Source organism: Streptomyces sp. NBC_01352 (assembly GCF_036237295.1).
Taxonomy (GTDB): domain Bacteria; phylum Actinomycetota; class Actinomycetes; order Streptomycetales; family Streptomycetaceae; genus Streptomyces; species Streptomyces plumbiresistens.
In genome coordinates, this window is the sequence record NZ_CP108354.1 from 18,487 (window position 1) to 32,201 (window position 13,715).

The window sequence follows — 13,715 nt, forward strand, 5'->3', positions numbered from 1 at the left end:
TGGGATAAGTTTTTGGTTAAGTAAGTCCTGACGTGAAGGTGCAGGTAATGGCATCTGAGGAAGAGCTGTTCGCGTCCGTCGACGCTCTGTTGAACGAGGAGCCGCACCTCCCGCCTCCGGCGGAGCGGGCCCGGCTGCGTGAGGCTGCCGGCATCACCCAGGCCCGCCTCGCCACCGCGTTGAAGACGACGACCCAGTCGGTGAAGAACTGGGAGAACGGCCGAAGCGAGCCGAAGTCGCCGCGGCTGGATGCCTACCAGCGGCTGCTGAACGGGTGGGCGGCGAAGTATCCCGCCCCCGGTGCCGCCTCGGCAGCCGCGCCGGTGCCAGCGGCGTCCAGTGAGACGGCCGCGTCCGAGGTGGAGACGGCAGACGCCCCGCGGGCTCTCGCCGTTCCAGCCACGGGACCGGCACGTCCCGCCACCCCGCCGGCCGCGGCATCGCGCCGTCCGGCCGCGAAGAAAGCGGCTCAGCCCGCAGCCGATCCGCGCTTCCCGCACGGCCCCCTCGCGGTCCTGGACGGCGACGGCTGCGCGTACGGCACGGGCGGCATCCTGCTCGACTGCCCGGCGACCACCGTGGTGGAGCTGGTGGAGTGGACGCTGCGCGAGTCCGGCCTCGGTGCGCCGCGCCTGCACCGCAACGGCAAGGACAGCGACCCGCTGATCGTGCTCACGGCCGCGGCCGCCGTGAAGCTCGGGCTCCCCGAGCGCCTGGAAGGCCACGAGCAGCGCCGCTCCCTGCGCCTCCCGGAGGATCATCCGGTGGTCAAGCAGGTGGTGAAGGCGAAGTGGCGGCTCACCCAGCGCGGGTTCGGCCCCTGGGCAAGGATCTACCGCAAGGCGCAGGGGCGCGAGCGGCAATGCGTGCAGCTCGCTGTCCTGTCCTGGGACGCACTCGATGAGCGGTCCTGGCCCGGCGTGACTCAGATGGAGCCGGCCGACGTCGCCCGCGTCCTCGGTGTGTATGCGACTCGGGTCATCACCCCACGCGGCTCCACCGCCGTGTCCGGGCTGGAGCTGATGACCGCGCTGCGCCCGCCCACCCGCGCGGTGCGCGACGAAGCGAGCGGGAACTGGGTGCCTGGCCACAACCCGGGCTCGCTGGGGACGGAGCCGATGGACCCGGCGCCACCGGAGGCAACCCCCGAGCACCCCGTCGTCGTGAACTCCGGCTGGACCGGCGGTTTCCTCAACGAGGAGGCGTACCAGTGGGCGCGGCCGGTGGACCTGCTCACCGATGAGGAGTGCACGCTGCCCTTCGCGGTCGGCCTGGACCTCAACACCGCGTTCCTCGCCGCCGCGGCCCGCCTGGTCGTCGGGCTGTCCGCCCCGGACCACTTCCATGCCCCGGCCTTCAACCCGAAGATCCCCGGGAGCTGGCTGGTCGATCTGTCCCACGTCGAGGTGGACCCGCGCCTGCCCTCACCGTTCACGCCAGACGGCACCCGTCCGACAGGACCGGCCTGGTACCAGACGCACACCGTCGCCTACGCCCAGGAACTCGGCTACAACGTCCAGCCCCTGGAGGGGTACCTACGACGGGAGACCGGCGCCTACCTGGACCCGTGGCACGACCGGTTGAAGAACGCCTACGTCGACACCCTCGCCGACCTCGGCGTCACCAAAGACCTCGACGACCGCGCCTTCCTCACCGCGATGGAACAGCACAAGGACGCCGACCCCGCCATGGCCGCCGTCCTCGCCGCCATCAAGGCCACCGTCAAGGGCGGCATCGGCAAGCTCCGCGAACGCCCCCAGGGCAAGAAGTACAAGGAGGGCGAGCGGTGGCCGGCCCTCCAGCGGCCGACCTGGCGCCCCGACATCCGCGCCGCCGTCATCTCCAAGGCCCGCATCAACATGCACCGCAAGCTGCGCAACATGGCGGCGATGACGGGCCTGTACCCGCTCGCCGTACTCTCCGACTGCGTCGTCTACCCCTCGCCCGGGGAGAGCCCGCTGGACTTCCTGCCCTACGCCGCCTCCGGCAAGCCCCAGCCCGGCGGATTCCGCCTCGGACCCACACCCGGCCTGGCGAAGCTCGAGGGCGTCCAGTCGATGCTCTGGGCCGTCGACCTGATGGAACAGGGCTACAACCCCGCCCGCCACATCAAGGGCGGCGACGCCGTCCTGGACGAAGGCGAGTAGACGCTGTGGGAGAGATCGACGACGCCATCGAACGCGCCGACCGGGAAGCCTTCACCCGCCAGCCGCCCAAGACACTCCAGGCACGCATCAACTTCCTGATGAAGCAGCTCAAGACGACCAAAGCCGTTGCCCAGGAGATCGGGGTCAGCCAGCGGTCGGTGGAGCGCTACCGCAAGGGCGAACGCAAGCACCCGCCCCAAGCCATCGCCGAACGGATCGACGCCGCCGTACGGCAGCGGTGGCAGCCCCAGGTCCGCAAACGCCGACAGCAACAAGCCGCCACCACGACCGGGATCACCGTGGAGACCAGGGCCCGCTTCGGGTACACCGCACCCGTCGGCACCACCGACGACGGACGCTTCCGCCGCCTCACCGTCCACCTCCCCCCGGCCTACGCACAACGCCTGTTCAACGCTCGTGACGCCGGAGCCAGCGACCAGCAGATGCGCCAGATCATCGCCGAAGGACTCAAAGAGATCTATTTCCAGGACAGCGGAGCCCGCGCCATGGGACTCTCCGACGTCACCCTCAACGACATCGACTACCTCGACCTCGACTACTGACCCGACGCCTGCCGCAGGTCCGGCACCTGCTTGTTGAGCCGAAGCACGCCCGGACCGATCAACCCGTCCTGCGTTCCCTGACCGTCTTCGATCATTGGCCTTGGACTGCTGCGATCTAGTGGGGCTGGTAGGGGCCGGTGATGGTGTGGCGCCGGTGTGCGGTTTCCAGGACGTCGGGCGGGAAGGCGGGGCCGGCGATGTAGTAGCGGGCTTTGGTGTTGCCGACCGCGGTGAGCAGGCCGGTCCGGGTCAGGGCCTGGATGTCGCGGACGGCTTGCTGGTTGCTGAGAACTTCGGCCTTTTCGTAGCGGGAGCGGCGCACACGGCCCGTCATCGCGACTTCGTGCAGGGCGGTGATCTGGCGTTCGGCGAGGCTGAAGCGCTCGGTGTGCTCGGCCAGGGCGATCCAGCAGTCGGTGGAGCGCTTGACGCGGTGCTGCACGCGCTGGGACTGCTCGTGGTAGGCGCGCAGGTTGAAGCGCACCCAGGGCAGGGTGTCGCGTTCGGGGGAGTACATCGGCCCCCCTGCCTCCCGCAGCATCTTGTAGTACTCCCAGGTGTTGCCGGGCATGCCGAGCCATTCCTCGATCGAGGAGAACTCCGGGGCCAGCACGCCTTCCCGGGCGATCAGGAGGGTCTGCAGGCTGCGTGACATGCGGCCGTTGCCGTCGATCCACGGGTGGATCTTCACCAGATTCAGGTGGGCCATCGCGGCGCGCACCAGCGGATCGGCTTCGAGGTCGCCCTCGTTCAGCCAGGCCACCAGCTCGCCCATCAGATGTGGGACATACCGCTCGTGGGGGCCCTCGTACTCGGTCGCGTGCGGGTTGCCGGCCGCCGTGATGAAGATGGGTTTCTGCCGCCACCGGCCGGCGGGACGGTGCGGATGGTGATGGCCCTGGAGCATCCAGTGCAGGGCGTTGAGCAGCCCTTTGGAGTACGCGAAGTCCTCCACGTCCCACAGTGACTGGATGTACGTCAACGTCTGCTGGTAGGCGAGGGTTTCTGCCTTGTCTTCCTCGCTTGCATCCACCCCTTCCCGCTCACCGTCGAGGAGATCGGCCACGTCGACGGGGTCGACACGGTAGCCCTCGATGGTGTTGGACGCCGCGATCGCCGAGGCGGTCAGTGACCGCCGCAGATCAGCAGTCCACTTCGCGGGACTTTGCTGGACGACCTGGCGCAGGTCACGGCGCATGACAGTGACCTCGTGGAGCACGTGTCGGTCGACGGCGGCAAGCTGCGGAGTCCGATGCAACATGCCGCGCATGATGCCCTTACCTATCACTCAATCACTGCGGGTGTCCGATGAAGCCCAGCACCTGCGCGGGACATCGGCCGCCGCGCCCGGAATTCACCGCCCTCGAACACCTCGAGTTCCAGGGCCAGGGAACCGGGGTCGCGTCCTGGTCAGTGGCTGGCGGCGGGCAGAATCGTCGGTGACCATCGCCACGGACGCGGATGTGCGTCGGATCCATGCAGGCCGGTCACATCAGCGGCAGCCCCTGGACAGCCCGTCCTCACGACTCGTGCGGCATCTCGAAGTCGGCCTCGGTGCGCAGGGCGTGCTGGGCCTGTGTCGGTGTGGACCGTCCGGAAAGAGTCCGGCCTGTCCGATGTGGTCTGCGTGGAGCAGCGGCCAGTGCCCTGTGCCTGGAACAAGCGGTGGGACGTCATGGCAGCAGGGCAGCCTGGATCCCGACGAGAGCCGCGGCCTGCTGAGAGGGCTGCTGCAGCAGTTCTGGCTGTGCCGTCAGGGCCCCGGGCCGGGCAACTGCACCGGAAGGCGAGTGAGGGTGTGCGTGGAGTGTTGCGGGTGGTGCCGGTGTCCGGTGAGACGACGTGGTCGTTCCTGCACCGGGTCGCGGCCGCCTACGGGCTGCAGGCCGGCGACCTGACGGCGTGGTGGCGGTGGGCGAATCCCATGCATCCAGGGCGCGGTGTGCGCCCGGACGGCGAGGTGCTTCTCGACGAGGCGGCGCAGGAGCAGCTGGCCGGCTGGTGCCGGGTGCCGGGCGGGCATCTGGCGTGGGCGTTGCCGTCGTGGTCGGCGGGGCCTGCAGCGCTGGCCGGCCGTGGCGGTGGGGGGCAAGGGTGGGCGCGGTGGCGGGTGGGGTCCTCGGAGTGGGGGCCGGTGGTGTCCGGCTGCCGGCTGTGTGCGGCCAGACGCGGGGCGGGGGCGGGGGCGGGGCGGGTGTGGGTGTACCGGGCGCGGTGGCGGCGGTTGTGTGTGCGTCATGGGCGGTGGCTGCTGGATGCGGGTGAGGGGCATCCGTGGGAGTTCGCCGATGTCGGGGGCCTGGGGCGGGAGTTGGACGGTGCGCAGCGGCGTTTTGGCCGGCTGGTCCGGGCTCGGGCGGGCGCGGGTGTGGGTGTGGTGGGCGGGGAGGTGTTCGCGCTGGCGCGGGCGGTGGTGTGCGGGTGGTGGGAGCGGGAGGAGTTCTGGGCGCGGGAGAGGGTGTGGGGGCCGCGTCTGGAGCAGGTAGTGGCGGCCACCTGCCGGCGGGATCCGGGGCCGGCGGGCTGGGGCGAGCGGCAGTGGCGGCTGCTGGTGCGGGACGTGGTGGTCTTTCCCGAGGTGGTGACGGTGGCGGCGGCGTTGAGCGATCCGGCGGTGCGGGAGCTGGCTGCCCGGGGCGCGGCGCCGGCTCTGGTGCGCAGGCCGGGCGGTGAGGGGTTCGTGGCCGTGTTGGGTGCCCGGCTGGGGCGGGACTGGCTGGGGGATGTCGAACAGCCTGATCAGGCAGGGCCGTTGTCGATGTGGGTGCAGGCGGTGGCCCGCGAGCAGCGCCGGCCCGCGGGGATGCTGCCGCCGCCTGGGCGGGGGATGTGGTGGGTGCGCAGCGCGCACCGGCCCGTGGAGGTGGGCCCGGGCCTGCGTCTGCCGGCAGCCGCCTTCGATACCGGCGCGGGTGCAGGCGGTGCGGCAGTGCCGGACGCGGGGGCGGGGGCGGGAGGGTGGCGGGCGGAGCCGGCTGTGCCGCGGCGCAGCGGGCAGGGTCAGGGCCTTGCCCGGCAGCACGAGGAGCTGTTCGCCGAGGGGCTCGAGCACGCGCGGGCACACGCGGCACGCGTGGGACACCTGGCGCTCCCCCACACCGCGGCCGGTGCGGGCTTCGATCTGGGGCGGTGGCTGGCCAACCGGCGGGCCGACGCGGCGTCGCTGACCCGCCGGCAGGCGGCGCAGCTCGACGCGCTGGATGCGTGGTGGAATCCGCCGTGGCCGGTCGGCTGGCAGCGCGCCTGGTACCGCGCCCGCACCCACGTGGAAGAGCACGGGCCGGTGCACGGCGGGGACAACCTGCAGGGGCTGCCGCGCTGGCTGGAGCGGTGGCTGCGCCACCAGATCACCCACTACCCGCAGCTGCACGACGGCCAGCAGCAGCTGCTCGCCGAGCTCGGGCTGACCGCGGCCGAGGCCGAACGGTTCAACGCCTGGCCCGGCCGGCGGCGCCCGGCCGCCGACGGCCTGGCCCAGGCCCGCGCCTACGCCGCCCGCCACGGCCACCTCGCCGTCTCCAAGCCCACCCGCACCGACGACGGCTTCGCCCTGGGCAACTGGCTCAACTCCCAGCGCCACCGCCAGCACGCCACCGGCCGGCCCACCCGCCTGGGCCGGCAACTGACCGCTATCGACACCTGGTGGGATCCCCCGTGGCCGGTCGCCTGGCAGCGCATGTGGTGGGCCTGCCGCCACCACCTGGCCGGCCTCCCCGACGGCCTCGCCTGGTGGCCCGGCGCACCGGATACCGAGCAGGCCACCGCCTGGCTGGCCGAGCAGCAGGACCGGCAGCCACTGCCGCACCCACAACAGCAGGACCTGATCGGCCAACTGAACGCGCTGGCCGGCAAAGTACCGGTGTGGCAGCCGCGGATCAGCGACACCGCCTGGCACACCCTGTCCGCCCTACTGCCCCCGCCCCCACGAACCGGCAGCCGCCGCCGCAGCGAACGGCAGATCCTGGAAGCCATCATCCACATCACCTGCACCCGGCAGGCCTGGCCACGCCTCCCCCAGGCCCTGGGCCCCTTCCAGACCTGCCGGCTCCGCTACCTGAGCTGGCTGGCCGACGGCACCCTCACCCGTATCTGCCACGCTGCCCTCCCGGCCACCGACCAGGCATGGCAGCACACCCTCACCGGGCGGCTCGGCCGTCGCCAGAGGCCCCGATCCCATCCATGACGGGCCATCACGGCAGGAAGGGCGTGCCAGGCCTCTTCCGGCGCCATGTGAGTGATGCAGATCGTGTTGTGCTGCTGCGGGCCTACGGGCGGTACTCGGCGGTTGCCGGGCCGGGTGTGAAGCCCCCGTAGGCGAGCGCGCGAGAGGACAGCGGCTTCCCTGCAGCGGTGGAACAGCGGCCAACGGCGGGATTTTGGCGAACGGCGGTGGACGCGAGTAAGCCGGCGCCGTGTTGACGGGCGCCGGCTTGGTGCGGGCAGTTCACGCGCCAACGTAAGCCTGCCGGGTGTCCCTGTCAGCTTCGGTTGCAGCCAGTAGCAGTCAAGGACGTTCGCGGGCCGGAAGACCGGCCTCGTGGTGTTCTGCGGCCCACCATCACTGATAGAGGGGGGTTGCGGCAAGCCGAGCATGGACACGGATGAACCATCCCGGCACGGCACGCGACCGGCGAGCACGGCGTCGCGGCGGCAGCGCTGTTCAGGCGGTGCCACGGCGGTGAGGCGTGGTGAGGGAGTGAGAACCGCTCCCTTGGACACCAGGGAACCAAAAAACGGTCATTTCGCCAATACGGCGTATTGAGGTCGTCGATCTTCCTGCGGCAAACGGCCCGGGACTGGAATGATGGAGACATGCCCGGTGCAAGCGGTGACGCCAATCGCCCTTGCGCCAAAGGGATTTGCAGCCAGTAGCAGCTCACCCGCCCCGGAATCGCCGCGCCTTGGCCCCGGGGCTGCTGAAAGGACTTCGCATGTCGATCGACAGCACCCGTGCGCCTCGCACCGAGGCCAGCCAGACGGATCCCCTCCCCCGTTTCGGTGCGCCGCAAGCGTTCACCGCCGTCTCCTTCCCCGTCCTGGGAAGCATCCTGCACGTCACCGGGATGCCACTGCAGGACGTCTTCATCCTGCTGGGGGGCTGTGGCGCCCTGGGCGTCGCGGCGATCGCCGCCGGCGGCGGCCGCCGCCGCCTTGCCGGGCTGGCCAGCGCGGTCCTGCGCGCCACGGCCGGGAAGTAGGCGGCCGCCGTATGGGACGCAGAGACAAGCCCGTGGACCACAGCCGACCTGCCCGCGGACGGCTGGCCGAGCACCTGCGCCAGTGGCGGGAAACGGCCGGCATCACATACGAGACGCTGGCCCGCCGGACGGGGCTATCGCCGGCCACATTGAAGCGGGCTGCCTCCGGGACCGTGGTTCCCAAACGTGCGACGGCCGAGGCGTATGTGGAGGGCTGCGACGGCGGCCAGGAGGCGGTGCGGGCCGCGGGCGCCCTGTGGCGCGAGGCCCGCGTCGAAGAACGCGGCCGGCTGGCGCAACTGCGGGCTCCGAGGCCCGAACTCATCGCGGACGCTGCCGACTTGAGCCGGGCACTGGAGGTGGTGTGGGAGCAGGCGGGTGCCTTGAGTCTGCGTGAGATCAGGGAACGTTCGGGCAACCCGCTGGCTCTGCCAGTCAGCAGCGCCGCCCGCATCGTTAACCGCAACACCATCCCGGCCGACGTCCAGCAGCTGCAGGCCTTCCTGACCGGCTGCGGCGTCCCGCTCGAGCAGCACACCGCGTGGACGGCCGCCTTCACCAGGATCAGCAGCGCCTCCGCTGCGGCCACGGCCGCGCAGGAAGTGCCGGACGAGTGGAACGCCCTTCGCCGTCAGGCCGCCCTGCGCCGCCTGCAGCGCCTGACATCCGCCCGGCCGGCACCCGAGCAGAGTCCGGCTGTCCGCGAGCAGCAGTGGAAGCATTTCTTGTCGCTGCTGCCGTCCGCCACGGTCGAGGAGATCATCGCAGGCGGGGTGAAGGGCTACTTGGCATCCGAAGCGGCCCGCAACGGCAGGACACACCGGGAGCAGCCCCTGCTGCCGGCTCTGTCGCTCGCTCACGACGACATGCAGACCGTGTTCGCCGGGGAGTCCACGCCGATGAACACCGAAGGAGGCCGGTCGGGCGCCGGCGGGGCAGCGAAGACGAAGGGGCCGCGCCGACCGTCCGGCCGCGCAGGTCGCCCCGCAGCACGGGCGCAGGTCCCGACCGTCGTGCGGGTCGCGTCCTGACCGGCCGCAGCAGGCAGCCGGCCGCGGCCGCACCCTCATGTGCGTGGGCATGCCGATGCTCGCTCAGGGACGTCACGCGCCGAACGCATCAGCCCAGGAAGGGTGACGAAACGTGGGGAACGGCCCCGGCACAGCCCATGGCAGCGGCCATCGCTGCGGAGTGGTTCGCGTCGCCCCCTTGGCCACGGAGACGACCTCGTCGCTGATCTGCCGCATCGCGAGCCTCTACGGGATGGAAGCGAAGGCGTTGCGGTCGTGCTGGCACTGGCGCAACTACCCGCCGGGGCACGACGGCGGGGGCGCGCGGGCCGATGCCGAGGTGCTGCTGAACGCAGCCGGACGGCAGCTCCTGGCAGGCCTGTGCGGCGTCGAGGAAGACGTCCTGGCGCGGGCGCTGCCGTCCTGGGGGCAGGAGGACGCCAAACTGCCGGCCGGACAGGACGCCGGGCCCGCGGCTGCGTGGCGGATCGGCGGCGCACTCGCCGGGCCGGTGACGTTCGGCTGCCGCCTGTGCACCGCCCGGCGCACCGGGACGGCGGTGCGGGTGGTGCGGTATGCGCAGCGCTGGCAGCGGGTGTGTGTCCGGCACGGGTGGTGGCTCCTGGACGCGGACGCCGACCAGCCCCTGGAGCACCTCGATCTGCGCGGCGTGCCGGAAGTCGCCGCGGCGCAGCGGCGGTGGACCGGGGTGGCACGGCGGGCGCTGCGCGCCGGGGCCCAGCCGGAGCGGGTGTTCGCGCTGGCCCACGCGGTGGTGGCCCGGTGGTGGGAGCAGACCCTTGTCTGGCAACAGGAGACGATCTGGCCGCACCGGCTGCACCAGGTCGCCGGTGGCAACGCCGGGAAGGATCTGGAGCGGTGGCGGATCGTGGGGCGGGACGCGGCCATCTTCCCCGAGGTGATGGCCGTCGCTGACGCGCTGCTGGACCCGGCCATGGCTCAGCTCGCGTGGATCGACAGCGGCGCCCTCAAGCCGCGGCCGCTGCCCGCCGACGGGATGTTCTGCCGCCGGCTCGGCGAGCGCGTGGACCGCCCGTGGCTGGGACCGCTCGCCGCGACCGACTACGGCAGCCCGCTGACCAACTGGATGGGCGCCGTCATCCGCCTTCGCCGCGGCGAAGGCGGACCTCCCGGATACGACAACGACCCCTGGTGGCTGCGCCAGGAACACCAGCCCGCCACCATCGCCGGACAACTGCGCCTGCTGGGCAAGGAGAAGAAGACACCCGGCTCGGCACGAACGTGGCGGGCAGCGGTGCCCGCCGAACAGCGCGCCCTGATCACCCGAGCGATCGAGAGCGCCGAAGAACAGCTGATCCAGCTGCGCGGCGCTCAGTACGGCAAGACCGCCGACGCCGCACAGCAGTTGCTGCGCAACCTCGGCCACGCCGCCACACTGATCGACCAGGCCCTACGGGAGAGCGCAGCAGCAGCCCTCACGGCCGGGATGGCACTGGAGGATCTGGCGCAATGGGCCCGCCTGCCAGCCGACGTCCTGGCGGATGTGCTCGTGGCTGATCACAACGAATGGCCAGCCGTGGAGCGGTGGGTGTGATCAGGAGGCGACGGATGTGCGAACCGTCCTTGCACAGCAGCTCATTGCCCGTCGCTGCGTGATCAATATCCGTGAAGCAGCCCGCGCCCCAGGCAGGGCGGGCTTGGCTGGGGTACGTGGGCAGCAAGGACGCAGCGGCCGCAGCGGGCGGCCGCTCACAGCACGCGCAGACGGATACCGGGGCCGGGTGGGAGGCGGTCTTCGTCGACCCCATCGGGCAGGTGGTGCAGCAGCGGTGGGCGGACGCGGTCCTGGCGGTGGCCTTCGAGGAGCTGGAGCCGGTGTCGGCGTTCCCGGTGGTGCCGGGGCGGCGGTGGGGGCCCGGCCAGTGGTGGTCGGCCACGACCGGCCGGCATGTGTCCTGCGGGTCGGCCGCGATGCGGGCGCAGCTGACGGTGCTGGACCGCGACCCCGAGGTGGTCGGCCTGGCCGGGCGGCCGGTGCGTCTGCTGTGGCGGGACGGGAGCGGCCAGGTGCGTTCATGGGTGCCGCAGCTCTTCGCCCGCTACCGCGACGGCACCGCTGTGCTGGCCGACTGTCCCAGCCGCCCGGAGGCCGGCGGTGACCGGGCCCGGAAGGCCGCGAAGGTCCTTAAGGCCGCGTGCGCGCAGGCCGGCTGGAGCTACCAGCGCCTTGAGCCACTGGATGAGACGCGTTCGGCGAATCTGAAATGGCTGGCCGGCTACCGCCACCCCCGCAACGCCGGCCGTCCCCCTCTCGCGGCCGCCGTACGTGAGGCGTTCGCACAGCCGCGGCCGCTGCTCGAGGGCGCCGAAGCGGCCGGCGACCCGATCGAAGTCCTGCCCGCCGTCTTCCACGCCCTGTGGCACGGGCACCTCACCACGCCCCTGGACGTGCCGCTGCATGAGCGGGCCCTCGTCAGCCCCAGCCCCGGTGCCGGCACCGGCACCGGCAGTGAAGGATGTCCGCCCGGCACCGGGAGCCTCGCCTCCAGCAGCGCGTCGGCGGCAGGTGACCGCCACGCGGCAAACGGCGCCGGCGGCTCGGCGCCCAGAACCGGCGGCCGCCATCGCGGGGACGGGCGGTGAGCGGACGGCGCGGTGGCAGGCCGGTCCTCGAAGTCGGCGCGCACGTCCGCTTCCGTGACCGCGCCTGGCAGGTGGTCGCCCTGGCCGGGCAACAGGTCCACCTGGCCGGTGAGAGCGGAGACGAGGAGCGGGTGCTGGCCGGGCACCTGTTCGCCGATGCGTCCTTCTGCCTCGTGGGGGCCGAGATGCCCCAGGCGGTGACGCGGTGGGGGCTGTTCGAGACCGCGCCCGAGGACGCGCGCCGCAGGGCGCTGGCCTGGCAGCGGCACATCCGCGAGGTGGAGTCCGGTCTGCCCGGCGGGCCCGAGAGCGGTTCGGTGCCCCGGGCCGAGTACGACCCTGCCCGGTTCACGCTCGCCCAGCGCGAGAAGGCCAAAGCCGCGGAGCTGACCGCGATCGGCTTCGGGCCCGTTTCGCGCACCACGGTGCAGCGCATGCGCCTGGCCTACCGCAAACAGGGCCTGTGGGGTCTGGTCGACCACCGCACCACCCGCCGCCCCCTCCCCACCGGGCGCACCGACGAGAGGGTCATCGCCGCGATCGAGGAAGCACTGCGCCGCCAGCGCGGCCGCTCCAAGGGCACCGTCAAAGGCCTGAACCCCCTGGTCACGCAGATCCTGACCGACCGGCACGGCCGCGACACTGTGCCGATGCCCTCCCAGGCCACCTTCTACCGGCTCGTGAACCAGCTCGCCCATCCCGCCGAACACCCCCACCGCCCCGCCCGCGCCCTCAACACCCCGGCCGGCAGGCGGGCCTTCACCCCGACCGTGGCGCTGCGGCCGGGCGAGCAGGTACAGGCCGACACCACCCGCCTGGACGTGATGGCCGTCTTCGACGACGGCACCACCGGACGGCCCGAACTCACGATCGCCGTCGACGTCGCCACCCGAGCCATCCTCGCCGCCGTCCTGCGCCCGGCCGGCACCAAGGCCGTGGATGCCGCCCTGCTGCTCGCCGAGATGGCCGTCCCGCACCCGGCCCGCCCCACCTGGCCCGACGCCTTGCGCCTCGCCCACACTCCGCTCCCCCAGCTCCAGCGGCTGCTGAGCCTGGACGAACGCCTTCAGGGCGCGGCGGCCCGGCCGGTGGTGGTGCCCGAGACGATCGTCGTCGACCGGGGCAAGATCTACCTGTCCGCGGCGTTCACCGCCGCCTGCGAAACCCTCGGCATCAGCGTCCAGCCCACCCCGCCCCACGCCCCCGCCGCCAAAGGCATCGTCGAACGCACCTTCGGCACCATCAACGCCCTGCTGTGCCAGCACCTGCCCGGCTACACCGGCTACGACGTCACCCGCCGCGGACCCGACGCCGAAACCGAGGGATGCTTCAGCGTCCCCCAGCTGCAGGACCTGCTGGACGAATGGCTGATCCACTACCACCACCGCCCCCACGAAGGCCTGCGCCACCCCACCCTGCCCAAAAAAGCCCTGACCCCGAACCAGATGTGGGCCGCCCTCATCGCCGTCACCGGCCACGTGCCCCTCCCGTTGAGCGGCAGCGACTACCTCGAACTGCTGCCGGTGCGCTGGCAGGCCATCACCCAGCGCGGCATCCGCATCGACCACCGCACCTACGACGCGGACGTCCTGGCCCCCTACCGCGGCCAGCCCTCCCCCATCACCTCCCGCGGCGGCAAGTGGGAGATCCACACCAACCCCCACGACGCCCGCCAGGTCTTCATCCGCCTGCCCGACGGACACCTGACCGAGATCCCGTGGATCCACCGCGACCACATCCACCAGCCCTTCAACAGCGCCACCTGGCAGCACGTCAAAACCGTCACCGCCCGCCACGGCGACCGCGACACCCACGAAGCCGACCTCGCCGACGCCCTCGACCAGCTCATGCGCCGCGCCCACACCGGCACCGCCACCCCCGGCGAACAGCGCCTGATCACCCGCAGCGCACCGCTGAAAACACCCCCGACCGCAGCCACCCCCCACCCTCCCATCCCGCAGCAGGCCGACGGCCGGGACGACGACAGCCTCGACGAACTCGACGACCTGCCCGACGACGCAGAGCAAACCGACGGCGAGGACGAACCCGGCGATGCCCCCGTGCCGTACACCGGACTCGGCCTCTACGACGCAGCCCAGGAAGCCCTCAACTGGTGACCACCCGCCCGCACATCACCACCGCCGGCCCGGCAAACAAGCCTGCCCGCACACG

9 protein-coding genes are annotated in these 13,715 nt (G+C 72.0%); 8 read left to right on the top strand and 1 reads right to left on the bottom strand.

Going from position 1 to position 13,715, the window contains the following annotated elements; all coding sequences use genetic code 11:
• The first annotated feature begins 47 nt into the window (after nt 1–47).
• Both tap and tpg read left to right on the top strand, forming a co-directional pair.
• Nucleotides 48–2,147: a telomere-associated protein Tap gene (tap, locus tag OG252_RS00100; RefSeq protein ID WP_329332700.1), complete on the top strand. Its 2,100-nt coding sequence runs from the start codon at nt 48–50 to the stop codon at nt 2,145–2,147.
• 5 nt (nt 2,148–2,152) lie between these two features.
• Entirely contained in the window at nt 2,153–2,710 is a 558-nt protein-coding gene (tpg, locus tag OG252_RS00105) for a telomere-protecting terminal protein Tpg (RefSeq protein ID WP_329332701.1), read from the top strand.
• A gap of 115 nt (nt 2,711–2,825) precedes the next feature.
• Here the strand turns inward: tpg and OG252_RS00110 are convergent, their stop codons facing one another.
• Nucleotides 2,826–3,971: a Fic family protein gene (locus OG252_RS00110; RefSeq protein ID WP_329332703.1), complete on the bottom strand. Its 1,146-nt coding sequence runs from the start codon at nt 3,969–3,971 to the stop codon at nt 2,826–2,828.
• A 537-nt stretch (nt 3,972–4,508) separates the two neighbouring features.
• On the opposite strand from OG252_RS00110, the gene OG252_RS00115 reads away from it, so the two are divergent.
• The 6 genes from OG252_RS00115 to OG252_RS00140 all read left to right on the top strand — a co-directional run bounded on the left by OG252_RS00115 (nt 4,509) and on the right by OG252_RS00140 (nt 13,660).
• Nucleotides 4,509–6,893 (top strand): Helicase associated domain protein, encoded by a 2,385-nt coding sequence (locus OG252_RS00115; RefSeq protein WP_329332705.1) that lies wholly within the window; start codon nt 4,509–4,511, stop codon nt 6,891–6,893.
• Nucleotides 6,894–7,641: 748 nt separating this feature from the next.
• Complete coding sequence (locus OG252_RS00120) at nt 7,642–7,908, top strand: hypothetical protein (protein WP_329332707.1); 267 nt, start codon at nt 7,642–7,644, stop codon at nt 7,906–7,908.
• An 11-nt stretch (nt 7,909–7,919) separates the two neighbouring features.
• Nucleotides 7,920–8,939 carry a helix-turn-helix domain-containing protein gene (locus OG252_RS00125; protein ID WP_329332709.1) on the top strand — a complete coding sequence of 340 codons (1,020 nt, stop codon included), beginning with the start codon at nt 7,920–7,922 and terminating at the stop codon, nt 8,937–8,939.
• A gap of 178 nt (nt 8,940–9,117) precedes the next feature.
• Complete coding sequence (locus tag OG252_RS00130; RefSeq protein WP_329332710.1) at nt 9,118–10,494, top strand: DNA-binding protein; 1,377 nt, start codon at nt 9,118–9,120, stop codon at nt 10,492–10,494.
• Between the two features lie 116 nt (nt 10,495–10,610).
• Nucleotides 10,611–11,543 carry a TnsA-like heteromeric transposase endonuclease subunit gene (locus OG252_RS00135; RefSeq protein ID WP_443068372.1) on the top strand — a complete coding sequence of 311 codons (933 nt, stop codon included), beginning with the start codon at nt 10,611–10,613 and terminating at the stop codon, nt 11,541–11,543.
• Nucleotides 11,540–13,660, top strand: a complete 2,121-nt coding sequence (locus tag OG252_RS00140) for a transposase (RefSeq protein WP_329332712.1) — start codon at nt 11,540–11,542, stop codon at nt 13,658–13,660. The genes OG252_RS00135 and OG252_RS00140 overlap by 4 nt, the downstream gene beginning before the upstream one ends.
• Nucleotides 13,661–13,715 lie beyond the last annotated feature (55 nt).